The following is a 21,083-nucleotide window of genomic DNA, read 5'->3' on the forward strand; positions in this document are numbered from 1 at the left end:
CGGCTAGGCGGGGAGCGTTCCCCGCCATAGGCCGTTAAAGCGAACGGATGACGAACAAGCCACGGAGTAAAACCGACGGATCAAAGAGGGAGGTATACCCCTTGCTAGATGTCAATAAGTTTGAGTACATGAAAATCGGGCTCGCTTCCCCGGAGAAAATTCGTTCCTGGTCGTACGGTGAGGTTAAAAAACCAGAAACGATCAACTATCGGACGTTAAAGCCGGAAAAAGACGGACTATTTTGCGAGCGCATTTTCGGCCCGACGAAAGACTGGGAGTGCCATTGCGGCAAATATAAGCGCGTCCGCTACAAAGGGGTTGTTTGTGACCGTTGCGGCGTCGAAGTGACGCGTTCCAAAGTCCGCCGTGAACGGATGGGCCATATCGAGCTCGCCGCTCCGGTTTCGCACATTTGGTATTTTAAAGGCATCCCGAGCCGGATGGGTCTTGTGCTTGATATGTCGCCGCGGGCGCTTGAGGAAGTTATTTACTTTGCTTCTTACGTCGTCACCGACCCAGGTGATACGCCGCTGGAGAAAAAACAGCTGTTGTCGGAAAAAGAATACCGCGCCTATCGCGAGAAATATGGTCAATCGTTCCAAGCATCAATGGGGGCTGAGGCGATTAAAAAGCTGCTCCAAGACATTGACTTGGATAAAGAAGTGGCCACACTGAAAGAAGAGCTGAAAACAGCGCAAGGGCAACGGCGCGCCCGCATTATTAAACGACTTGAGGTGCTTGAGTCATTCCGCAGCTCCGGGAATGATCCAGCTTGGATGGTGCTTGATGTGCTGCCGGTCATTCCGCCGGAACTCCGCCCGATGGTTCAGCTCGATGGCGGACGGTTTGCGACATCGGACTTAAACGATTTATACCGCCGTGTCATCAACCGCAACAACCGGTTGAAACGGTTGCTTGACCTTGGCGCACCGAACATCATCGTGCAAAACGAGAAGCGGATGTTGCAAGAGGCAGTCGATGCTTTGATCGACAACGGCCGCCGCGGCCGCCCAGTAACTGGGCCGGGGAACCGCCCGTTAAAGTCGCTTTCCCATATGCTGAAAGGAAAGCAAGGGCGCTTCCGGCAAAACTTGCTCGGTAAACGGGTCGACTACTCTGGTCGTTCGGTTATTGTAGTCGGTCCAAACTTAAAAATGTATCAATGCGGACTGCCGAAAGAAATGGCGCTCGAGCTGTTTAAGCCGTTCGTCATGAAAGAACTCGTTGAGCGGGGCTTGGCGCACAACATTAAAAGCGCGAAGCGGAAAATTGAGCGCGTGCATCCGGAAGTATGGGATGTGCTTGAAGATGTCATTAAAGAACATCCGGTGCTGTTAAACCGTGCTCCGACGCTTCACCGCCTCGGTATTCAGGCGTTTGAGCCGACGCTTGTCGAGGGGCGTGCGATCCGTCTTCATCCGCTCGTTTGTACGGCGTACAACGCGGACTTTGACGGCGACCAAATGGCGGTGCACGTGCCGCTGTCCGCTGAAGCACAAGCTGAAGCGCGTTTGTTGATGCTGGCGGCGCAAAACATTTTGAACCCGAAAGATGGAAAACCGGTCGTTACGCCTTCGCAGGACATGGTTTTAGGAAACTATTACTTGACGATGGAACGCGAAGGGGCAATCGGCGAGGGCATGGTATTCAAGGATACGGACGAAGCGCTGCTTGCTTATCATAACGGCTATGTCCATCTCCATTCACGCATCGCTATCCATGCCGGCTCGCTGAAAAACGAAACGTTTACTCCGGAACAAAACAACAAGCTGTTGCTGACGACGGTTGGAAAACTCATTTTCAATGAAATTTTGCCGAAGTCGTTCCCGTACATTAACGAGCCGACGACGGAAAATATCGAAGGGCGGACGCCGGATAAGTACTTCTTGGATAAAGGGGTCGACGTGCGCGAAGAGATCCGCAAGCGCGAACTCGTGCCGCCGTTTAAGAAAAAAGTGCTTGGGCAAATTATCGCCGAAGTATTTAAGCGGTTCAAAATTACCGAAACATCAAAGATGCTCGACCGCATGAAAGATCTCGGTTTCCAATACTCAACGAAAGCCGGTATTACGATTGGTGTTTCCGATATCGTCGTTCTGCCGGAAAAACAAGAAATTTTGGATGAAGCTCAAGCGAAAGTCGACACCGTGTTGAAACAGTTCCGCCGCGGATTGATTACCGACGAAGAACGGTATGAGCGCGTCATCTCTGTTTGGAGTGCGGCGAAAGATAAAATTCAAGATCGGTTGATGAAATCGCTCGATAAGCGCAACCCGATCTTTATGATGAGCGATTCCGGGGCGCGCGGTAACGCCTCGAACTTTACGCAGCTCGCAGGGATGCGCGGTTTAATGGCTAACCCGGCCGGCCGGATTATCGAGCTGCCGATCAAATCGTCGTTCCGTGAAGGCTTAACGGTATTGGAGTACTTTATCTCGACGCACGGCGCGCGCAAAGGGTTGGCGGATACGGCGTTGAAAACGGCCGACTCAGGTTATCTCACGAGACGTCTTGTTGACGTGGCGCAAGATGTCATCGTCCGTGAAGAAGATTGCGGCACGGATCGCGGCATTTTGGCGCGGGCGTTAACGGACGGCACGGAAGTTGTCGTCAAGCTTGAAGAGCGTCTTGTCGGCCGCTATGCGCACAAGACGGTGCACCATCCGGAAACGGGTGAAGTGATCGTCCGCAAAGATGAGATGATCACAGAAGATATCGCCAATGAGATCATCAAGGCTGGCATTACCGAAGTATGGATTCGTTCTGTCTTTGCTTGCAACACGCGCCATGGTGTGTGCAAAAAATGTTACGGCCGCAACATGGCGACAGGTATGGATGTTGAAGTTGGCGAGGCGGTCGGCATCATCGCTGCCCAATCAATCGGTGAGCCGGGTACGCAGTTGACGATGCGGACGTTCCATACGGGCGGTGTTGCTGGGGACGATATCACTCAAGGTTTGCCTCGGGTACAAGAGCTGTTTGAAGCACGCAACCCGAAAGGGCAAGCCGTCATCTCGGAAATTGACGGCACGGTCGTTGCGATTAATGAAACGCGCGACAATCAATATGAAATCGTCGTGCAAAGCGAAGTGGAGACACGCTCTTATGTGGCTCCGTACAATGCACGCCTGAAAGTCGAAGAAGGGCAACACGTTGAACGCGGCCAAGAGCTGACGGAAGGTTCGGTCGACCCGAAACAGTTGTTGCGCGTGCGTGATATTACGTCTGTCCAAGAATACTTGCTCCGTGAAGTGCAAAAAGTGTACCGGATGCAAGGGGTTGAAATTAGCGATAAGCACATTGAAGTCATGGTGCGACAAATGCTGCGCAAAGTGCGCGTTATCGATGCCGGCGATACAGATGTGTTGCCAGGCACGCTTTTGGACGTTCATCAGTTCACGGATGTCAACGCTCAAGCTATTCGGGAAGGAAAGCGGCCAGCAACAGCCCGCCCGGTGCTGCTCGGTATTACGAAAGCGTCGCTTGAAACGGATTCGTTCTTGTCGGCCGCTTCGTTCCAAGAAACGACGCGCGTCTTGACCGATGCAGCGATCAAAGGAAAACGGGATGAGCTGCTCGGCTTGAAAGAAAACGTCATTATCGGCAAACTTGTCCCGGCGGGAACAGGCATGGTCCGCTACCGCAACGTAAAACCTGCCGTCAAGAAGGAAACGGCTAATGATACCGTTCCATCTAATTAAAAAGTAACGGGGATGGCCGGCTAAGGTGCCCTTGGCCGGCTCTTCCTTGATGAAAAAATTCAGTTGACAACGAACAGAGAAAGTGGTAGTCTAATAAAGGTGTTCCAACAACCTGGTACTTTGGAGGATATGTTACATGTCTTATGAAAAAGTATTACAGGCTGGGAAAATCGTCATTGGAACCAAACAAACGATAAGGGCTTTAAAGGAAGGAAAGGCAGCGGAAGTGATCGTGGCAGAAGATGCCGATTTGCCGATTATCGAAAAAGTGATGGCAGCAGCCAATGAGGCGAACGTGCCGATCACGAAAGTCGATTCGATGAAAAAACTCGGCAAGGCATGTAAAATCCAAGTTGGTGCAGCTGCGGTAGCGATCCTCCGTTGATTGCTTTACCTTTAAAACCTTTGTTTGCATAAACGATGAACCACCTGGATATGTGGGCTTAAACGATACGTGTGAAAGGAGGATTTTTTCATGCCTACAATTAACCAACTGGTCCGTAAAGGGCGCCAGAAAAAAGTATTTAAGTCAAAATCCCCTGCATTGAACAAAGGGTACAACAGCTTCAAAAAAGAGCAAACGAACGTGTCGTCTCCACAAAAACGCGGCGTATGTACGCGTGTCGGCACGATGACGCCGAAAAAACCGAACTCGGCGCTTCGGAAATATGCCCGTGTCCGCCTGACGAACGGGATTGAAGTGACGGCTTACATCCCGGGAATCGGCCATAACTTGCAAGAACACAGCGTCGTGCTCATCCGTGGCGGACGTGTTAAAGACTTGCCAGGGGTACGCTACCATATCGTTCGTGGTGCATTGGATACAGCGGGCGTAGCAAACCGGATGCAAGGTCGTTCGAAATACGGCGCGAAAAAGCCAAAAGCAGCGAAAAAATAATGAAGTGAAGAGAATTTTTTCCTGAAAGGAGGAAAAACTATGCCACGTAGAGGCCCAGTTGCTAAACGTGACGTATTGCCAGATCCGATTTACAACTCGAAACTTGTCACCCGTTTGATCAATAAAATCATGATCGACGGAAAAAAATCGAAAGCACAAAAAATTCTTTACACTGCGTTTGATATTATCCGTGAACGCACGGGTAAAGATCCAATGGAAGTGTTCGAACAAGCGTTGAAAAACGTTATGCCAGTGTTGGAAGTACGCGCTCGCCGCGTTGGTGGGGCGAACTACCAAGTTCCGGTCGAAGTTCGTCCGGATCGTCGCGTTTCCCTCGGATTGCGCTGGCTCGTGCAATATTCCCGTCTCCGCGGTGAAAAAACGATGGAAGAACGCTTGGCGAACGAGATTATGGATGCAGCCAACAACACGGGTGCAGCAGTGAAAAAACGCGAAGATACGCATAAAATGGCTGAAGCGAACAAAGCGTTTGCTCATTACCGCTGGTAAGGAGCGCTGCTCAAAGGAAATAGGTGAGAAGGCACGCGTGATGTTGCCTGTTCACCTATCTTCCTGTATATTGTGGCCCTTTCAGCTGCATGCATCTAGCTTCTCTTAATCAATTCAAAGAGAGTTGCGCCATAGATGGCGTCGCCATCTACTTATATTTTATATTGTAAGGAAGGAGAAAATAACCACTATGGCAAGAGAGTTCTCCTTAGAAAACACTCGTAACATAGGGATCATGGCGCACATTGACGCCGGAAAAACGACGACGACGGAACGAATCCTGTTCTACACAGGCCGCGTTCATAAAATCGGGGAAACGCATGAAGGCTCAGCTACGATGGACTGGATGGAACAAGAGCAAGAGCGCGGGATTACGATTACGTCGGCGGCGACAACGGCGCAATGGAAAGGCCATCGCATCAACATCATCGACACGCCAGGGCACGTCGACTTCACGGTTGAGGTTGAACGTTCGTTGCGCGTGTTGGACGGAGCCATTACGGTTCTTGACGCCCAATCTGGTGTAGAACCGCAAACGGAAACAGTTTGGCGTCAAGCGACTACATATGGTGTTCCGCGGATTGTATTCGTCAACAAAATGGACAAAATCGGTGCGGACTTCTTGTATGCGGTAAAAACGCTCCATGACCGCTTACAAGCGAATGCCTACCCGGTGCAGTTGCCGATCGGCGCTGAAGACCAATTCACCGGCATTATTGACCTCGTGGAAATGTGTGCATACCATTACCACGACGACCTTGGCAAAAACATCGAACGCATCGAAATTCCGGAAGACTACCGCGATTTAGCGGAAGAATATCATGGCAAGCTCATTGAGGCCGTTGCGGAACTCGATGAAGAGCTGATGATGAAATATTTAGAAGGAGAAGAAATTACGAAAGAAGAGCTGAAAGCCGCAATCCGTAAGGCGACGATCAACGTTGAATTCTATCCAGTCTTCTGCGGTTCAGCTTTTAAAAACAAAGGTGTTCAGCTGCTTCTTGACGGGGTTGTCGACTACTTGCCGTCTCCGTTAGATATCCCGGCGATTCGCGGTATCATTCCGGATACGGAAGAAGAAGTGGCTCGCGAAGCACGCGATGACGCTCCGTTCTCCGCGTTGGCATTCAAAATTATGACTGACCCGTACGTTGGGAAGTTGACGTTCTTCCGCGTCTACTCCGGAACGCTTGATTCCGGTTCTTACGTCATGAACTCAACGAAACGGAAACGTGAACGGATCGGTCGCTTGCTGCAAATGCATGCGAACCACCGTCAAGAAATTTCGACAGTCTATGCCGGTGATATTGCGGCAGCAGTAGGTTTAAAAGAAACAACGACCGGCGATACTCTATGTGATGAGAAAAATCTTGTCATCTTAGAGTCGATGCAATTCCCAGAGCCGGTTATCTCGGTGGCGATCGAACCGAAATCGAAAGCCGACCAAGATAAGATGGGTCAAGCATTGCAAAAACTGCAAGAGGAAGACCCGACATTCCGTGCGCATACCGATCCGGAAACAGGACAAACGATCATTTCCGGGATGGGCGAGCTGCACTTGGACATTATCGTCGACCGGATGCGTCGCGAATTCAAAGTCGAGGCGAACGTTGGTGCACCGCAAGTTGCTTACCGTGAAACGTTCCGTCAATCGGCTCAAGTCGAAGGAAAATTTATTCGCCAGTCCGGTGGTCGTGGTCAGTACGGTCACGTTTGGATCGAATTCACACCGAACGAACGCGGTAAAGGCTTTGAATTTGAAAATGCGATCGTCGGTGGGGTTGTTCCGAAAGAGTACGTGCCGGCTGTTCAAGCTGGATTGGAAGAAGCGATGCAAAACGGTGTCTTAGCTGGCTACCCGGTTGTTGACATCAAAGCGAAACTGTTTGATGGATCGTACCATGATGTCGACTCGAGTGAGATGGCGTTCAAAATTGCTGCTTCGATGGCGTTGAAAAACGCGGCAGCGAAGTGTGAACCGGTTCTGCTTGAACCGATCATGAAAGTAGAAGTCGTCATCCCTGAAGAATACCTCGGCGACATTATGGGTGACATCACATCCCGCCGCGGTCGCGTCGAAGGGATGGAAGCGCGCGGAAACGCCCAAGTTGTTCGTGCAATGGTGCCGCTGGCCGAAATGTTCGGTTATGCAACATCGCTCCGTTCGAACACGCAAGGGCGTGGAACGTTCTCGATGGTATTTGACCATTACGAAGAAGTTCCGAAAAACATCGCCGATGAAATTATCAAAAAAAATAAAGGCGAATAATTGATTTCTCTTGCTAGTTTCGCTATAAATACTTATGTAAGACTTGGGAACATCTTGTTCCCAAGCATCCTATAATTACTTAACTATATCAATCCATATTTTATTTAAGGAGGATCTTTCTCATGGCTAAAGCGAAATTTGAGCGTACGAAACCGCACGTCAACATTGGCACGATCGGCCACGTTGACCATGGGAAAACGACGTTGACAGCTGCGATCACGACAGTTCTTGCGAAACAAGGTAAAGCAGAAGCGAGAGCGTACGACCAAATCGACGCTGCTCCGGAAGAGCGTGAACGCGGAATCACGATTTCGACGGCTCACGTTGAGTATGAAACAGAAAACCGTCACTATGCGCACGTTGACTGCCCGGGCCACGCTGACTACGTGAAAAACATGATCACGGGCGCGGCGCAAATGGACGGCGCGATCCTTGTTGTATCGGCTGCTGACGGTCCGATGCCGCAAACTCGCGAACACATTCTTCTTTCCCGCCAAGTCGGTGTTCCGTACATCGTTGTTTTCTTGAACAAATGCGACATGGTGGACGACGAAGAATTGCTTGAACTCGTTGAAATGGAAGTTCGCGATCTTCTTTCTGAATATGACTTCCCGGGCGACGAAGTGCCGGTTATCAAAGGTTCGGCATTAAAAGCGCTCGAAGGCGATGCACAATGGGAAGAAAAAATCGTTGAACTGATGAACGCGGTTGACGAGTACATCCCAACTCCGCAACGTGAAGTAGACAAACCGTTCATGATGCCGGTTGAGGACGTCTTCTCGATCACGGGTCGTGGTACGGTTGCAACGGGCCGTGTTGAGCGCGGTACGTTAAAAGTTGGTGACCCGGTTGAAATCATCGGTCTTTCGGACGAGCCGAAATCGACGACTGTTACGGGTGTAGAAATGTTCCGTAAGCTTCTCGACCAAGCAGAAGCTGGTGACAACATCGGTGCGCTTCTCCGCGGTGTATCGCGTGACGAAGTTGAGCGCGGTCAAGTATTGGCGAAACCGGGCTCGATCACGCCACACACGAAATTTAAAGCACAAGTTTACGTTCTGACGAAAGAAGAAGGCGGACGCCATACTCCGTTCTTCTCGAACTACCGTCCGCAATTCTACTTCCGTACAACGGACGTAACGGGCATCATCACGCTTCCAGAAGGCGTTGAAATGGTTATGCCTGGCGACAACGTTGAAATGACGGTTGAACTGATCGCTCCGATCGCGATCGAAGAAGGTACGAAATTCTCGATCCGTGAAGGCGGCCGCACGGTTGGTGCTGGTTCCGTATCGGAAATCATTGAGTAATCAATGAAAAAAGGATGTCCAGTTGATGGACATCCTTTTTCTTTTAGCTAGACATTTCGTTTTATTAGAAGTCTAAGAAATTCTTAATCCGTGAAGGTGCTGGTGAGCGTTCCGGATCGGAAGTGGTACCGAACAGCAACGGCTTCATCATGCCGTTGCTATTCTTTTGGCGGTGGGCTTTCCCAACTTCATCGTCTAGGCATTGTGTTGAAAACGAGGCAGTGGCTATGTATAATGAAGAAGTGTGGGAAAAGCGAAGAAATGACTTGCAATCTCGCTTACATACAGGTATAATATCAAATGTTGGTCTTTGACTGCGATGAAGCGGAAGGTTGCTGACACACCCGGCTGCTTTGCCACAGCCCTGTGCAGGAAATTTCCGTGGAGAAGTCTATTTTCAAAATAGGCGAAGAAGGAGGGAAACCAAATGGCAAAAGAAAAAATTCGCATTCGTTTAAAAGCTTATGATCATCGAATTTTAGACCAATCGGCGGAGAAAATCGTCGAAACCGCAAAACGTTCTGGGGCAAAGGTATCGGGTCCGATCCCGCTGCCGACGGAAAGAACGGTTTATACGATTTTGCGTGCCGTTCACAAGTACAAAGACTCCCGTGAACAATTTGAAATGCGGACACATAAACGTTTGATCGACATCATTAATCCGACTCCGCAAACAGTTGATTCGTTGATGCGGTTAGATTTGCCGTCGGGCGTTGATATTGAAATTAAACTTTAATCTAGTCGATTAGGAGGTGTGACAAATGACGAAAGGAATCTTAGGAAGAAAAATCGGTATGACGCAAGTATTTGCGGAAAACGGCGATTTGATTCCGGTAACCGTCATCGAAGCGACGCCAAACGTCGTGCTGCAAAAGAAAACGATCGAAAACGACGGTTACGAAGCGATTCAATTAGGATTTGAAGACTTGAGCACAAAGCGAGCCAACAAACCGCAAATCGGCCATGCTGCCAAAGCAAACACGGCACCTAAGCGCTTCATTCGTGAAATCCGCGGTGCTAACGTGAATGAGTATGAAGTTGGCCAAGAAGTAAAAGTTGACATTTTCAGCGAAGGCGACATTGTTGATGTTACAGGCATTTCCAAAGGGAAAGGCTTCCAAGGGGTCATTAAACGTCACGGCCAATCGCGCGGACCAATGGCTCACGGTTCCCGTTACCATCGTCGTCCAGGTTCGATGGGGGCGATCGCACCGAACCGCGTATTTAAAACGAAAAACTTGCCAGGCCGCATGGGCGGTGAACGCGTTACGATCCAAAACTTGAAGATTGTGAAAGTCGACCCAGAACGCAACTTGCTGCTCATTAAAGGCAACGTACCGGGTCCGAGAAAAGGATTAGTTATCGTGAAAAGCGCCGTTAAAGCGAAGGCGAAGTAACATCTGGCCAAGAAAGGAGGAACTACGTAATGCCAAAAGTAGCATTATATAACCAAAACGGACAGACGATCGGAGAAATCGAATTAAACGATGCCGTTTTTGGTATTGAACCGAATAAACACGTATTGTTCGAAGCAGTTATTATGCAACGCGCCTCGATGCGCCAAGGAACGCATAAAACGAAAAATCGTGCTGAAGTGAGCGGCGGCGGCCGCAAACCATGGCGTCAAAAAGGGACTGGACGTGCTCGCCAAGGTTCGATTCGTTCTCCACAATGGCGGGGCGGTGGTACGGTCTTTGGTCCGGTTCCGCGTAGTTACAGCTACAAATTGCCGAAAAAAGTCCGCCGTTTAGCGATCAAATCTGCATTGTCGTCGAAAGTGCTCGAAAACGACATCGTTGTATTAGATCAACTGTCGCTTGAGGCACCGAAAACGAAAGAAATGGTGAAAATTTTAAATAACCTCGCGGTTGACCGGAAGGCACTCATTGTAACCGACGAGTTGAACGAAAACGTCTATTTGTCGGCGCGCAACATCCCGGGCGTCAAAGTTGTTGCTGCCAACGGCATCAATGTGCTTGACGTGTTAAACCATGACAAGCTCGTCATTACGAAGGCGGCCGTGGAGAAAGTAGAGGAGGTGCTTGCATAATGAAAGACCCTCGCGACATTATTAAGCGCCCCATCATCACGGAAAACACGATGAACTTGGTCGGGCAACGGAAATATACGTTTGAAGTTGACGTCAAAGCGAACAAAACGGAAGTGAAAGACGCCGTTGAGAAAATCTTTGGTGTCAAAGTCGAAAAAGTCAACATTATGAACTATAAAGGGAAATTCAAACGCGTTGGCCGTTACAGCGGCTACACGAATCGTCGCCGCAAAGCGATCGTAACGCTGACGCCGGACAGCAAAGAAATCGAACTGTTTGAAGTGTAATATTAACGAAGAAGGAGGGACATTCCGATGGCGATTAAAAAGTATAAACCGACATCGAACGGCCGTCGCGGTATGACGGTGCTTGATTTCTCGGAAATTACGACAGATCAGCCGGAAAAATCGCTGCTTGCCCCGTTAAAGAAAAAAGCGGGCCGCAACAACCAAGGGAAAATTACGGTTCGCCATCAAGGCGGTGGCCATAAGCGCCAATACCGGATTATCGATTTTAAACGTGACAAAGACGGAATTCCAGGACGCGTTGCTACGATCGAATACGATCCGAACCGCTCTGCCAACATCGCGCTCATTAACTATGCAGACGGTGAGAAACGTTATATTCTCGCGCCGAAAAACTTAAAAGTTGGCATGGAAATCATGTCAGGTCCGAACGCGGACATTAAAGTCGGTAACGCACTTCCGCTTGAAAACATCCCGGTCGGTACACTCGTTCACAACATTGAGCTGAAACCAGGCCGTGGCGGTCAATTAGTGCGTGCAGCTGGTACATCGGCGCAAGTGCTCGGGAAAGAAGGCAAATATGTCATCATCCGCTTAGCTTCCGGTGAAGTGCGTATGATTTTGGGTAAATGCCGTGCCACAGTCGGTGAAGTTGGCAACGAGCAACATGAACTTGTCAACATCGGGAAAGCAGGACGCGCTCGCTGGTTAGGCATCCGTCCGACAGTTCGCGGTTCGGTTATGAACCCGGTTGATCACCCGCACGGTGGTGGTGAAGGTAAAGCACCAATCGGACGTAAGTCGCCGATGACGCCATGGGGCAAACCGACGCTCGGATACAAAACGCGCAAAAAGAAAAACAAATCGGATAAATTCATCATCCGTCGCCGCAAGAAGTAATGAACGAGCGCAATTAAGAAGGGAGGTTCACTTATGGGTCGCAGCTTGAAAAAAGGTCCATTTTGCGATGAACATTTGATGAAAAAAATCGAGAAGCTCAATGAAACTGGGCAAAAACAAGTGATCAAAACATGGTCTCGTCGTTCGACGATCTTCCCGCAATTTATCGGCCATACGATCGCCGTATATGACGGTCGTAAACATGTGCCAGTATACATTACAGAGGACATGGTCGGGCATAAACTTGGTGAATTTGCGCCGACGCGCACGTTCCGCGGCCATGCCGGTGACGACAAGAAAACAAAACGGTAATGAGAGGAGGTTCTGAATATGCAAGCTAAAGCTGTTGCGAGAACTGTTCGCATCGCTCCTCGTAAAGCACGCTTAGTCATTGATTTGATCCGCGGGAAAAAAGTCGGCGAAGCGTTCGCTATTTTGCGTCACACGCCAAAAGCCGCTTCCCCGATCATTGAGAAAGTATTGAAATCGGCTGTTGCCAACGCTGAACATAACTATGACATGGATATCAACAACTTGGTTGTTTCTCAAGCGTACGTAAACGAAGGCCCGACGTTGAAACGTTTCCGTCCGCGCGCGAGAGGACAGGCAAGCGCCATTAATAAGCGCACAAGCCATATTACAATCGTCGTTTCAGAAAAGAAGGAGGGATAATCCGTGGGTCAAAAGGTCAACCCGATCGGTCTGCGCATCGGCATCATTCGTGACTGGGAATCGAGATGGTATGCGGAAAAAGACTATGCAGATCTGTTGCACGAGGACTTAAAAGTCCGCGAATACATTAACAAACGCCTGCAAGACGCGGCCGTCTCCCGTGTGGAGATTGAACGTGCAGCCAACCGCGTCAATGTAACGATCCATACGGCCAAACCAGGTATGGTCATCGGGAAAGGCGGCTCGGAAGTTGAAGCGCTCCGCAAAGCGCTCGCGCAATTGACCGGCAAACGTGTCCACATTAATATCGTTGAAATTAAAAAGCCGGATTTGGATGCAAAACTTGTTGCCGAAAATATCGCTCGCCAATTGGAAAACCGCGTTTCGTTCCGCCGGGCGCAAAAACAAGCCATTCAACGGGCAATGCGCGCTGGTGCGAAAGGGATTAAAACGATGGTTTCCGGTCGTTTAGGCGGTGCCGATATCGCTCGTTCGGAACATTACAGCGAGGGGACGGTTCCACTCCATACGTTGCGCGCTGACATCGACTATGCAACGGCAGAAGCGGATACAACGTACGGAAAAATCGGCGTAAAAGTATGGATTTATCGTGGGGAAGTCCTTCCGACAAAGAAAAAAGCTGAGGAAGGAGGAAAATAATCATGTTAATGCCAAAACGCGTCAAATATCGCCGTGAACATCGCGGACGGATGAAAGGTCGCGCAAAAGGCGGTACGGAAGTTCATTTCGGTGAATTCGGTTTGCAAGCCTTAGAATCGGCTTGGATCACAAACCGACAAATCGAGGCAGCCCGCCGTGCGATGACTCGTTACATGAAACGTGGCGGGAAAGTATGGATTCGCATTTTCCCATCCAAACCGTATACAGCTAAGCCGCTTGAAGTGCGGATGGGTTCCGGTAAAGGGGCGCCGGAAGGATGGGTTGCTGTTGTTAAACCGGGCAAAGTAATGTTTGAAGTGGCGGGTGTTTCCGAGGAAGTAGCACGTGAAGCATTGCGTTTGGCTTCTCACAAACTTCCGATCAAATGCAAATTCGTAAAACGTGAAGAAACTGGTGGTGAAGCGTAATGAAAGCGAAAGAAATCCGTGATTTGACCACTGCCGAAATCGAGCAAAAAATTAAATCGTTGAAGGAAGAATTATTCAACCTTCGCTTCCAGCTGGCAACTGGCCAACTGGAAAACACAGCGCGCATCCGCCAAGTGCGCAAAGACATTGCCCGTATGAAAACGATCATTCGCGAACGCGAGCTCGCTGCCAATAAATAATGTTTGAGAGGAGGTTTGCGGAATGAGCGAACGCAATCAACGCAAAGTGTACGTTGGACGGGTTGTATCTGACAAAATGGACAAAACGATTACCGTTTTAGTTGAAACGTACAAAAAACACCCGTTATACGGCAAACGCGTGAAGTACTCGAAAAAATATAAAGCACACGATGAACATAACATTGCTAAAGTCGGCGACATCGTAAAAATTATGGAAACTCGCCCGCTGTCGGCAACGAAACGCTTCCGTTTAGTAGAAGTCGTCGAAAAGGCTGTTATTCTGTAATCGTTCTTCACTTAGTTCGGGGAGATAATTCCGAAAGGAGGTTTCGTCGATGATTCAACAAGAATCTCGCTTAAAAGTAGCTGATAACTCTGGCGCACGCGAAGTGCTTGTCATTAAAGTGCTCGGAGGTTCGGGCCGCCGCTACGCGAACATCGGCGATGTCGTTGTAGCTACGGTTAAAGATGCGACGCCAGGTGGCGTTGTTAAAAAAGGTCAAGTCGTTAAAGCGGTTGTCGTTCGCACGAAACGCGGGGTACGCCGTTCGGATGGTTCGTACATCCGTTTTGACGAAAACGCCTGCGTCATCATTCGTGATGACAAAAGCCCGCGCGGTACGCGTATTTTTGGACCGGTTGCCCGCGAATTGCGCGATAAAGACTTCATGAAAATCATTTCTTTAGCTCCGGAAGTTATTTAATGGAACGGAATAGCGTTTCAAGGAGGTGCGAATCCGATGCATGTAAAAAAAGGTGACAAAGTGCAAGTAATCTCCGGCAAAGACAAAGGCAAACAAGGCGTCATCCTGGCGGCATTTCCAAAGAAAAACCGCGTCATTGTGGAAGGCGTCAATATCGTGAAAAAGCATGCGAAACCGTCGCAAGCGAACCCGCAAGGCGGCATTATTGAAAAAGAAGCGCCAATCCACGTTTCCAAAGTGATGCCGTTGGATCCGAAAACAGGTACGCCGACGCGCGTTGGCTACAAAGTTGTCGACGGCAAAAAAGTGCGCTATGCGAAAAAATCCGGAGAGATTTTGGATAAATAACCGTGACGCAGGAAGGGAGGTACTTTTATGAACCGCCTAAAAGAGAAATATACCAAAGAAGTCGTGCCTGCTCTCATGAGCAAGTTCAACTATAAATCGATCATGCAAGTTCCGAAAATCGAAAAGATCGTCATTAATATGGGTGTCGGCGATGCGGTGCAAAACCCGAAAGCATTAGACAGCGCTGTAGAAGAGCTGACATTGATCGCTGGCCAACGCCCGGTTGTGACACGCGCGAAAAAATCGATCGCTGGTTTCCGCCTTCGTCAAGGAATGCCGATCGGTGCGAAAGTCACGTTGCGTGGTGAACGGATGTATGAATTCCTTGATAAATTGATTTCGGTCTCGCTTCCGCGCGTACGCGACTTCCGCGGCGTATCGAAAAAAGCGTTCGACGGACGCGGTAACTATACGCTCGGTATTAAAGAACAACTCATTTTCCCAGAGATCGACTACGATAAAGTCAATAAAGTGCGCGGCATGGATATCGTGATCGTCACGACGGCCAACACGGATGAAGAAGCGCGTGAATTGTTAACGTTGCTCGGCATGCCATTCCAAAAATAATGATCCCATAACGCAAGGGAGGCGAAATCGTGGCTAAAAAATCGATGATCGCGAAACAAAAACGGACGCCGAAGTTTAAAGTGAGAGCGTACACCCGCTGCGAGCGCTGCGGCCGCCCGCATTCGGTTTACCGCAAATTTAAACTTTGCCGTATTTGTTTCCGTGAACTCGCATATAAAGGTCAACTTCCAGGCATTAAAAAAGCCAGCTGGTAATAAACCCATTGATTGGGAAGGAGGTAAAACAAAATGGTGATGACAGATCCAATTGCTGATATGCTAACTCGCATCCGCAATGCGAACATGGTACGTCACGAAAAACTCGAAGTCCCGGCTTCGAAAATCAAGCGGGAAATCGCCGAGATTTTGAAGCGTGAAGGGTTTATTCGTGATGTGGAATATATCGAAGACAACAAACAAGGTATTCTCCGCATTTTCTTGAAATACGGTCCGAACAACGAACGCGTCATTACCGGGCTGAAACGCATCAGCAAACCAGGGTTGCGCGTATATGTTAAGGCTCATGAAGTGCCGCGCGTCTTAAACGGCTTAGGGATCGCCATTCTCTCGACGTCGCAAGGCATCTTAACAGACAAAGAAGCACGGCAAAAAGGTACGGGCGGCGAAGTAATCGCCTACGTTTGGTAATTTATTTGTTCAAGAATGGAGGTGTTTTTGACATGTCACGTGTCGGCAAAAAACCAATTGAAATTCCTGCCGGTGTCACTGTCACGGTGAACGGCAATACGGTTACGGTCAAAGGCCCGAAAGGGGAATTAACCCGCACGTTCCACCCGGATATTACGATCAACGTTGAAGACAATGTGATCACCGTTACACGCCCAAGCGATGAGAAGCAACATCGCGCGCTTCACGGTACGACGCGCAGCTTGCTTGCTAACATGGTCGAAGGCGTTTCGAAAGGCTATGAAAAAGCCCTTGAGCTGGTCGGTGTCGGATACCGTGCATCGAAACAAGGGAAAAAGCTCGTATTGAGCGTCGGCTACTCTCATCCGGTAGAAATTGAGCCGGAAGAAGGGCTTGAAATTGAAGTGCCAGCTCAAACGAAAGTCATCGTCAAAGGGGCAGACAAACAGCGCGTGGGCGAACTGGCAGCCAACATTCGCGCCGTACGTCCGCCGGAGCCGTATAAAGGTAAAGGTATTCGCTACGAAGGCGAAGTTGTGCGCTTAAAAGAAGGTAAAACTGGTAAATAACGCGGCATAGCGAAGCGAAAGGAGTGACATTCGATGATCACGAAAGTTGACCGAAACGCGGTCCGTAAAAAAAGACACGCGCGCATCCGTAAAAAAATCTTCGGCACAGCTGAACGTCCGCGGTTGAGCGTGTTCCGTTCGAACAAACATATTTACGCGCAAATTATCGACGATGTGAAATCGGCAACGATTGTCAGCGCCTCAACATTGGATAAAGAGTTCAGCTTAGATTCGACAAACAACATTGATGCGGCGAAAAAAGTCGGCGAACTTGTTGCCAAACGGGCGTTAGAGAAAGGCATTAAACAAGTTGTGTTCGACCGCGGTGGCTATTTATATCATGGACGGGTTAAAGCATTAGCGGATGCCGCCCGCGAAGCCGGCTTGGAATTCTAATTAAAGGAGGGACACCGATGCGTCGTATTGATCCAAACAAACTTGAATTGGAAGAGCGTGTAGTCGCGATAAACCGTGTGGCAAAAGTTGTAAAAGGCGGACGTCGCCTGCGCTTTTCAGCTTTAGTCGTTGTCGGCGATAAAAACGGCCATGTTGGATTTGGTACAGGGAAAGCGCAAGAAGTTCCGGAAGCAATCCGCAAAGCCATTGAAGATGCGAAGAAAAATTTAATGGAAGTACCGATTGTTGGTACGACGATTCCGCATGAAGTGATCGGTCATTTTGGTGCCGGAGAAATTATTTTAAAACCGGCTTCCGAAGGTACTGGAGTTATCGCCGGTGGTCCAGCTCGTGCTGTATTAGAGTTGGCAGGCATCAGCGACATTTTGTCGAAATCGATCGGCTCGAACACGCCAATCAACATGGTGCGTGCAACGTTCGACGGATTAAAACAATTAAAACGCGCCGAAGACGTAGCAAAATTGCGCGGCAAAACAGTCGAGGAACTGTTAGGATAAGGAGGGAACGATCATGGCAAAGAAATTGGCGATTACCCTCACGCGCAGCGTGATTGGTCGTCCGGAAGACCAACGCATTACCGTGAAAACACTCGGCTTGCGGAAAATGCACCAAACGGTCGTTCATAATGATAATCCCGCCATCCGTGGGATGATTAACAAAGTCGCTCACCTTGTGACAGTAAAAGAAATTGAAGAATAATGAGATCATAAGGAGGTGCTTCGCCATGAAACTTCATGAATTGCAACCAGCGCCGGGTTCCCGGAAAAAAGCTGTTCGTGTCGGCCGCGGAATCGGTTCGGGCAACGGCAAAACGGCTGGCCGTGGTCACAAAGGTCAAAAAGCTCGCTCCGGCGGAGGGGTTCGCCTTGGATTTGAAGGAGGCCAAACGCCTTTGTTCCGCCGCTTGCCGAAACGCGGGTTCACGAACATCAACCGCAAAGAATATGCGGTAGTCAACTTAGATAGACTGAACATTTTCGAAGATGGCACGGAAGTTACACCGGAATTGTTGCTTGAAAAAGGTGTAATCAGCAAGCTGAAGTCGGGCGTGAAAATTTTAGGCAAAGGTCAAATCGAGAAAAAGTTAACGGTCAAAGCGCATAAGTTCTCGGCATCGGCAAAAGAGGCTATCGAGGCGGCTGGCGGTAAAACTGAGGTGATTTAATGTTTCGGACAATCTCCAACTTTATGCGCGTCAGTGATATTCGAAACAAAATCATTTTCACTCTCCTTATGCTAATCGTGTTCCGCATCGGAACATTCATCCCTGTTCCGAGCGTGAACACCGATGTATTAAAACTGCAAGACCAATTAAATGCATTCGGCGTCCTGAACATTTTTGGCGGCGGGGCGCTGCAAAACTTTTCGATTTTTGCCATGGGGGTTATGCCCTACATTACGGCATCAATTATCGTCCAGCTGTTGCAAATGGACGTCGTTCCAAAATTCGCGGAATGGTCGAAGCAAGGCGAGATGGGCCGACGTAAATTAGCTCAGTTTACCCGCTATTTTACGATCGTGCTTGGATTTATCCAAGCGCTCGGCATGTCGTACGGCTTCAACAATTTGGCCGGCGGGATGCTTATTCAAAATCCGGGCATTGGCACATATTTGCTGATCGCGGTTGTTTTGACCGCTGGCACAGCTTTTTTAATGTGGCTCGGCGAACAGATCACTGCCAAAGGAGTCGGGAACGGAATTTCGATCATTATTTTTGCTGGGATCGTCTCCGGCATTCCGACGATTTTGAACCAAATTTACGCCCAACAATTTGAAAATGTCGGGGAAGACTTGTTTTTACGTATTGTCCGGTTGCTGCTTGTAGCGTTGGCAGTTGTTGCTGTTATTGTTGGCGTTATTTACATTCAGCAGGCGTTCCGGAAAATTCCGATTCAATATGCGAAGCGGCTTGAAGGCCGAAACCCGGTCGGCGGCCATTCGACTCATTTGCCGCTCAAAGTGAATCCAGCCGGGGTCATTCCGGTCATTTTTGCCGTATCCTTTTTGATTGCACCACCGACGATTGCATCGTTTTTTGGCACGAATGATGTAACATTGTGGATTCGCCGAACGTTTGACTATACTCATCCGGTTGGCATGACGATCTATGTCGTGCTTATTATCGCGTTTACGTACTTTTACGCGTTTGTTCAAGTCAACCCGGAACAGATGGCTGATAACTTGAAAAAGCAAGGCGGTTACATCCCAGGTATTCGCCCTGGAAAAAATACACAAGAGTACGTAACGAGAATTTTATACCGATTGACGCTCGTCGGCTCGCTCTTTTTAGCGTTCATTGCCGTGCTGCCGGTGTTCTTTGTAAACTTTGCGAACTTGCCGCCTTCCGCACAGATCGGTGGTACGAGCTTGCTCATCGTTGTCGGCGTGGCCCTTGAGACGATGAAACAGCTTGAGAGCCAGCTGGTAAAACGCCATTACCGAGGATTCATCAAGTAAAGAAGGCAAGAGTCGACATCTCTTGTGCGTGGGGGGAGTTAGGATGAATTTAGTGCTGATGGGGCTGCCAGGTGCCGGCAAAGGCACGCAAGCCGAGAAAATCGTAGAAACGTATGGAATCCCACATATTTCAACCGGGGATATGTTTCGGGCGGCGATGAAAGAAGGCACACCGTTAGGATTGCAGGCAAAAGAATATATCGACCGTGGTGATCTTGTTCCGGATGAGGTGACGATCGGTATCGTCCGTGAACGGTTAAGCAAAGACGACTGCCAAAACGGCTTTTTGCTTGACGGATTCCCACGCACGGTTGCCCAAGCGGAGGCGCTGGAAGCGATGCTGGCTGAAATCGGCCGCAAGCTTGACTATGTCATCCATATCGATGTTCGCCAAGATGTGTTAATGGAGCGCCTCACAGGCAGACGAATTTGTCGCAACTGCGGAGCGACATACCATCTTGTTTTTCACCCACCGGCTCAGCCAGGCGTATGTGATAAATGCGGTGGCGAGCTTTATCAGCGCCCTGACGATAATGAAGCAACAGTGGCGAATCGGCTTGAGGTGAATACGAAACAAATGAAGCCATTGCTCGATTTCTATGAGCAAAAAGGCTATTTGCGCCACATTAACGGCGAACAAGAAATGGAAAAAGTGTTTAGCGACATTCGCGAATTGCTCGGGGGACTTACTCGATGATTATTTATAAAACCGAGCATGAAATTGCCCTTATGCGTGAGGCGGGAAAAATTGTTTCCCTTACCTTAGAAGAGCTGAAAAAGCATATTCGTCCCGGGATAACGACAAAGGAACTGGACGCCATTGCGGAGGAAGTAATTCGTTCCCATGGCGCCATTCCGTCGTTTAAAGGGTATCAAGGGTTTCCAGGAAGCATTTGCGCCTCAGTAAATGAGGAACTCGTGCACGGAATTCCCGGCAATCGCATGCTACGCGAGGGCGACATTATTACGGTCGATGTGGGAGCACAGTATGAAGGCTACCATGCTGACTCAGCTTGGACATATCCAGTTGGGGAGATCGACGCTGAGACGAAGCGGTTGCTTGACGTGACGGAACAATCGTTGTATGTTGGACTCGCAGAGGCGAAGCCAGGTGCCCGCTTGACAAACATTTCTCATGCGATTCAAACATACGTCGAAGCGCACCATTTTTCCGTCGTCCGCGAGTATGTCGGGCACGGAATTGGTCAACACTTACATGAAGACCCACAAGTCCCTCATTATGGTCCACCGAATAGAGGACCAATTTTGCGGCCAGGCATGACGCTGTGCATTGAGCCGATGGTCAATGCTGGAAGTCGTCATGTGAAAACATTGGCTGACGATTGGACTGTTGTCACGGTGGACGGAAAACGGTGTGCTCATTTCGAACATACGATTGTTATTACAGAGCAAGGCTATGAAATCTTAACATGAACGGATGCAGGCAGCGCAGTCTCTAAGCGTCGGGGCAGGTCAGCAAGCTTTTCTTCAGAGTTTGCGGTGGCCTTAGACCACTCAACTGATTCAGCGA

At 49.3% G+C, this 21,083-nt stretch carries 30 protein-coding genes; all 30 read left to right on the top strand.

Annotation, left to right across the window (positions count from 1 at the left end):
• The first annotated feature begins 101 nt into the window (after window positions 1-101).
• The 30 genes from rpoC (at window position 102) to map (ending at window position 20,986) form a co-directional block, all read left to right on the top strand.
• Window positions 102-3,701, top strand: a complete 3,600-nt coding sequence (gene rpoC / locus IC804_RS10405) for a DNA-directed RNA polymerase subunit beta' (protein WP_081157330.1) — start codon at window positions 102-104, stop codon at window positions 3,699-3,701.
• 136 nt (window positions 3,702-3,837) lie between these two features.
• Entirely contained in the window at window positions 3,838-4,086 is a 249-nt protein-coding gene (locus tag IC804_RS10410) for a 50S ribosomal protein L7ae-like protein (protein ID WP_008881950.1), read from the top strand.
• Window positions 4,087-4,176: 90 nt separating this feature from the next.
• Window positions 4,177-4,599: a 30S ribosomal protein S12 gene (gene rpsL, locus IC804_RS10415; protein WP_008881949.1), complete on the top strand. Its 423-nt coding sequence runs from the start codon at window positions 4,177-4,179 to the stop codon at window positions 4,597-4,599.
• Between the two features lie 39 nt (window positions 4,600-4,638).
• Window positions 4,639-5,109, top strand: coding sequence for a 30S ribosomal protein S7 (gene rpsG, locus IC804_RS10420; RefSeq protein WP_008881948.1), 471 nt, complete (start codon window positions 4,639-4,641; stop codon window positions 5,107-5,109).
• Window positions 5,110-5,299: 190 nt separating this feature from the next.
• Window positions 5,300-7,378 (top strand): elongation factor G, encoded by a 2,079-nt coding sequence (fusA, locus tag IC804_RS10425; protein WP_008881947.1) that lies wholly within the window; start codon window positions 5,300-5,302, stop codon window positions 7,376-7,378.
• Between the two features lie 122 nt (window positions 7,379-7,500).
• Window positions 7,501-8,688: an elongation factor Tu gene (tuf, locus tag IC804_RS10430; protein ID WP_008881946.1), complete on the top strand. Its 1,188-nt coding sequence runs from the start codon at window positions 7,501-7,503 to the stop codon at window positions 8,686-8,688.
• Window positions 8,689-9,115: 427 nt separating this feature from the next.
• Window positions 9,116-9,424 (top strand): 30S ribosomal protein S10, encoded by a 309-nt coding sequence (gene rpsJ, locus IC804_RS10435; RefSeq protein ID WP_008881945.1) that lies wholly within the window; start codon window positions 9,116-9,118, stop codon window positions 9,422-9,424.
• A gap of 25 nt (window positions 9,425-9,449) precedes the next feature.
• Window positions 9,450-10,085: a 50S ribosomal protein L3 gene (rplC, locus tag IC804_RS10440; protein WP_008881944.1), complete on the top strand. Its 636-nt coding sequence runs from the start codon at window positions 9,450-9,452 to the stop codon at window positions 10,083-10,085.
• A gap of 29 nt (window positions 10,086-10,114) precedes the next feature.
• Window positions 10,115-10,738, top strand: a complete 624-nt coding sequence (rplD, locus tag IC804_RS10445) for a 50S ribosomal protein L4 (protein ID WP_008881943.1) — start codon at window positions 10,115-10,117, stop codon at window positions 10,736-10,738.
• Complete coding sequence (rplW, locus tag IC804_RS10450) at window positions 10,738-11,025, top strand: 50S ribosomal protein L23 (protein ID WP_008881942.1); 288 nt, start codon at window positions 10,738-10,740, stop codon at window positions 11,023-11,025. Before rplD ends, rplW begins: the two co-directional genes overlap by 1 nt.
• A 27-nt stretch (window positions 11,026-11,052) precedes the next feature.
• Entirely contained in the window at window positions 11,053-11,883 is an 831-nt protein-coding gene (gene rplB, locus IC804_RS10455) for a 50S ribosomal protein L2 (RefSeq protein WP_008881941.1), read from the top strand.
• A 33-nt stretch (window positions 11,884-11,916) separates the two neighbouring features.
• Window positions 11,917-12,195: a 30S ribosomal protein S19 gene (rpsS, locus tag IC804_RS10460; protein WP_008881940.1), complete on the top strand. Its 279-nt coding sequence runs from the start codon at window positions 11,917-11,919 to the stop codon at window positions 12,193-12,195.
• Between the two features lie 18 nt (window positions 12,196-12,213).
• Window positions 12,214-12,555 carry a 50S ribosomal protein L22 gene (gene rplV, locus IC804_RS10465; protein ID WP_008881939.1) on the top strand — a complete coding sequence of 114 codons (342 nt, stop codon included), beginning with the start codon at window positions 12,214-12,216 and terminating at the stop codon, window positions 12,553-12,555.
• 3 nt (window positions 12,556-12,558) lie between these two features.
• Window positions 12,559-13,215, top strand: coding sequence for a 30S ribosomal protein S3 (gene rpsC, locus IC804_RS10470; RefSeq protein ID WP_008881938.1), 657 nt, complete (start codon window positions 12,559-12,561; stop codon window positions 13,213-13,215).
• 2 nt (window positions 13,216-13,217) lie between these two features.
• Window positions 13,218-13,643 carry a 50S ribosomal protein L16 gene (rplP, locus tag IC804_RS10475; protein WP_008881937.1) on the top strand — a complete coding sequence of 142 codons (426 nt, stop codon included), beginning with the start codon at window positions 13,218-13,220 and terminating at the stop codon, window positions 13,641-13,643.
• Window positions 13,643-13,843 carry a 50S ribosomal protein L29 gene (rpmC, locus tag IC804_RS10480; protein WP_008881936.1) on the top strand — a complete coding sequence of 67 codons (201 nt, stop codon included), beginning with the start codon at window positions 13,643-13,645 and terminating at the stop codon, window positions 13,841-13,843. Before rplP ends, rpmC begins: the two co-directional genes overlap by 1 nt.
• A 22-nt stretch (window positions 13,844-13,865) precedes the next feature.
• Window positions 13,866-14,129 (top strand): 30S ribosomal protein S17, encoded by a 264-nt coding sequence (gene rpsQ / locus IC804_RS10485; RefSeq protein WP_008881935.1) that lies wholly within the window; start codon window positions 13,866-13,868, stop codon window positions 14,127-14,129.
• 49 nt (window positions 14,130-14,178) lie between these two features.
• Window positions 14,179-14,547 (top strand): 50S ribosomal protein L14, encoded by a 369-nt coding sequence (gene rplN / locus IC804_RS10490; protein ID WP_008881934.1) that lies wholly within the window; start codon window positions 14,179-14,181, stop codon window positions 14,545-14,547.
• 36 nt (window positions 14,548-14,583) lie between these two features.
• Window positions 14,584-14,895 carry a 50S ribosomal protein L24 gene (gene rplX, locus IC804_RS10495; protein WP_029761767.1) on the top strand — a complete coding sequence of 104 codons (312 nt, stop codon included), beginning with the start codon at window positions 14,584-14,586 and terminating at the stop codon, window positions 14,893-14,895.
• Window positions 14,896-14,922: 27 nt separating this feature from the next.
• Complete coding sequence (rplE, locus tag IC804_RS10500) at window positions 14,923-15,462, top strand: 50S ribosomal protein L5 (protein ID WP_008881932.1); 540 nt, start codon at window positions 14,923-14,925, stop codon at window positions 15,460-15,462.
• Between the two features lie 29 nt (window positions 15,463-15,491).
• On the top strand, window positions 15,492-15,677 hold the full coding sequence (locus IC804_RS10505) for a type Z 30S ribosomal protein S14 (RefSeq protein WP_003247599.1): 186 nt from the start codon (window positions 15,492-15,494) through the stop codon (window positions 15,675-15,677).
• A gap of 33 nt (window positions 15,678-15,710) precedes the next feature.
• Entirely contained in the window at window positions 15,711-16,109 is a 399-nt protein-coding gene (rpsH, locus tag IC804_RS10510) for a 30S ribosomal protein S8 (RefSeq protein WP_008881931.1), read from the top strand.
• A gap of 32 nt (window positions 16,110-16,141) precedes the next feature.
• The gene (gene rplF, locus IC804_RS10515) at window positions 16,142-16,678 is read left to right on the top strand and encodes a 50S ribosomal protein L6 (RefSeq protein WP_008881930.1); all 537 of its coding nucleotides are present in this window, start codon (window positions 16,142-16,144) and stop codon (window positions 16,676-16,678) included.
• A 33-nt stretch (window positions 16,679-16,711) separates the two neighbouring features.
• Complete coding sequence (rplR, locus tag IC804_RS10520; protein ID WP_008881929.1) at window positions 16,712-17,074, top strand: 50S ribosomal protein L18; 363 nt, start codon at window positions 16,712-16,714, stop codon at window positions 17,072-17,074.
• A 17-nt stretch (window positions 17,075-17,091) separates the two neighbouring features.
• A complete protein-coding gene (gene rpsE, locus IC804_RS10525) occupies window positions 17,092-17,592 on the top strand; it encodes a 30S ribosomal protein S5 (protein ID WP_008881928.1) in 501 nt (166 codons plus the stop codon).
• Window positions 17,593-17,605: 13 nt separating this feature from the next.
• Window positions 17,606-17,794, top strand: a complete 189-nt coding sequence (gene rpmD, locus IC804_RS10530) for a 50S ribosomal protein L30 (protein WP_008881927.1) — start codon at window positions 17,606-17,608, stop codon at window positions 17,792-17,794.
• 25 nt (window positions 17,795-17,819) lie between these two features.
• On the top strand, window positions 17,820-18,260 hold the full coding sequence (rplO, locus tag IC804_RS10535; protein WP_008881926.1) for a 50S ribosomal protein L15: 441 nt from the start codon (window positions 17,820-17,822) through the stop codon (window positions 18,258-18,260).
• Complete coding sequence (secY, locus tag IC804_RS10540) at window positions 18,260-19,552, top strand: preprotein translocase subunit SecY (protein WP_008881925.1); 1,293 nt, start codon at window positions 18,260-18,262, stop codon at window positions 19,550-19,552. The genes rplO and secY overlap by 1 nt, the downstream gene beginning before the upstream one ends.
• Before the next feature lie 43 nt (window positions 19,553-19,595).
• Window positions 19,596-20,249, top strand: a complete 654-nt coding sequence (locus IC804_RS10545) for an adenylate kinase (RefSeq protein WP_008881924.1) — start codon at window positions 19,596-19,598, stop codon at window positions 20,247-20,249.
• The gene (gene map, locus IC804_RS10550; protein ID WP_008881923.1) at window positions 20,246-20,986 is read left to right on the top strand and encodes a type I methionyl aminopeptidase; all 741 of its coding nucleotides are present in this window, start codon (window positions 20,246-20,248) and stop codon (window positions 20,984-20,986) included. The genes IC804_RS10545 and map overlap by 4 nt, the downstream gene beginning before the upstream one ends.
• The last annotated feature ends 97 nt before the right edge of the window (window positions 20,987-21,083 follow it).

Source organism: Geobacillus sp. 47C-IIb (assembly GCF_014679705.1).
GTDB classification, from domain to species: domain Bacteria; phylum Bacillota; class Bacilli; order Bacillales; family Anoxybacillaceae; genus Geobacillus; species Geobacillus thermodenitrificans.

Excerpts from the sequence above, each read along its gene's own strand:
- IC804_RS10410 (WP_008881950.1), top strand. The coding sequence starts at position 3,838 with ATGTCTTATGAAAAAGTATTACAGGCTGGGAAAATCGTCATTGGAACC.
- rpsL (WP_008881949.1), top strand. The coding sequence starts at position 4,177 with ATGCCTACAATTAACCAACTGGTCCGTAAAGGGCGCCAGAAAAAAGTA.
- rpsG (WP_008881948.1), top strand. The coding sequence starts at position 4,639 with ATGCCACGTAGAGGCCCAGTTGCTAAACGTGACGTATTGCCAGATCCG.
- fusA (WP_008881947.1), top strand. The coding sequence starts at position 5,300 with ATGGCAAGAGAGTTCTCCTTAGAAAACACTCGTAACATAGGGATCATG.
- tuf (WP_008881946.1), top strand. The coding sequence starts at position 7,501 with ATGGCTAAAGCGAAATTTGAGCGTACGAAACCGCACGTCAACATTGGC.
- rpsJ (WP_008881945.1), top strand. The coding sequence starts at position 9,116 with ATGGCAAAAGAAAAAATTCGCATTCGTTTAAAAGCTTATGATCATCGA.
- rplC (WP_008881944.1), top strand. The coding sequence starts at position 9,450 with ATGACGAAAGGAATCTTAGGAAGAAAAATCGGTATGACGCAAGTATTT.
- rplD (WP_008881943.1), top strand. The coding sequence starts at position 10,115 with ATGCCAAAAGTAGCATTATATAACCAAAACGGACAGACGATCGGAGAA.
- rplW (WP_008881942.1), top strand. The coding sequence starts at position 10,738 with ATGAAAGACCCTCGCGACATTATTAAGCGCCCCATCATCACGGAAAAC.
- rplB (WP_008881941.1), top strand. The coding sequence starts at position 11,053 with ATGGCGATTAAAAAGTATAAACCGACATCGAACGGCCGTCGCGGTATG.
- rpsS (WP_008881940.1), top strand. The coding sequence starts at position 11,917 with ATGGGTCGCAGCTTGAAAAAAGGTCCATTTTGCGATGAACATTTGATG.
- rplV (WP_008881939.1), top strand. The coding sequence starts at position 12,214 with ATGCAAGCTAAAGCTGTTGCGAGAACTGTTCGCATCGCTCCTCGTAAA.
- rplP (WP_008881937.1), top strand. The coding sequence starts at position 13,218 with ATGTTAATGCCAAAACGCGTCAAATATCGCCGTGAACATCGCGGACGG.
- rpmC (WP_008881936.1), top strand. The coding sequence starts at position 13,643 with ATGAAAGCGAAAGAAATCCGTGATTTGACCACTGCCGAAATCGAGCAA.
- rpsQ (WP_008881935.1), top strand. The coding sequence starts at position 13,866 with ATGAGCGAACGCAATCAACGCAAAGTGTACGTTGGACGGGTTGTATCT.
- rplN (WP_008881934.1), top strand. The coding sequence starts at position 14,179 with ATGATTCAACAAGAATCTCGCTTAAAAGTAGCTGATAACTCTGGCGCA.
- rplX (WP_029761767.1), top strand. The coding sequence starts at position 14,584 with ATGCATGTAAAAAAAGGTGACAAAGTGCAAGTAATCTCCGGCAAAGAC.
- rplE (WP_008881932.1), top strand. The coding sequence starts at position 14,923 with ATGAACCGCCTAAAAGAGAAATATACCAAAGAAGTCGTGCCTGCTCTC.
- rpsH (WP_008881931.1), top strand. The coding sequence starts at position 15,711 with ATGGTGATGACAGATCCAATTGCTGATATGCTAACTCGCATCCGCAAT.
- rplF (WP_008881930.1), top strand. The coding sequence starts at position 16,142 with ATGTCACGTGTCGGCAAAAAACCAATTGAAATTCCTGCCGGTGTCACT.
- rplR (WP_008881929.1), top strand. The coding sequence starts at position 16,712 with ATGATCACGAAAGTTGACCGAAACGCGGTCCGTAAAAAAAGACACGCG.
- rpsE (WP_008881928.1), top strand. The coding sequence starts at position 17,092 with ATGCGTCGTATTGATCCAAACAAACTTGAATTGGAAGAGCGTGTAGTC.
- rpmD (WP_008881927.1), top strand. The coding sequence starts at position 17,606 with ATGGCAAAGAAATTGGCGATTACCCTCACGCGCAGCGTGATTGGTCGT.
- rplO (WP_008881926.1), top strand. The coding sequence starts at position 17,820 with ATGAAACTTCATGAATTGCAACCAGCGCCGGGTTCCCGGAAAAAAGCT.
- secY (WP_008881925.1), top strand. The coding sequence starts at position 18,260 with ATGTTTCGGACAATCTCCAACTTTATGCGCGTCAGTGATATTCGAAAC.
- IC804_RS10545 (WP_008881924.1), top strand. The coding sequence starts at position 19,596 with ATGAATTTAGTGCTGATGGGGCTGCCAGGTGCCGGCAAAGGCACGCAA.
- map (WP_008881923.1), top strand. The coding sequence starts at position 20,246 with ATGATTATTTATAAAACCGAGCATGAAATTGCCCTTATGCGTGAGGCG.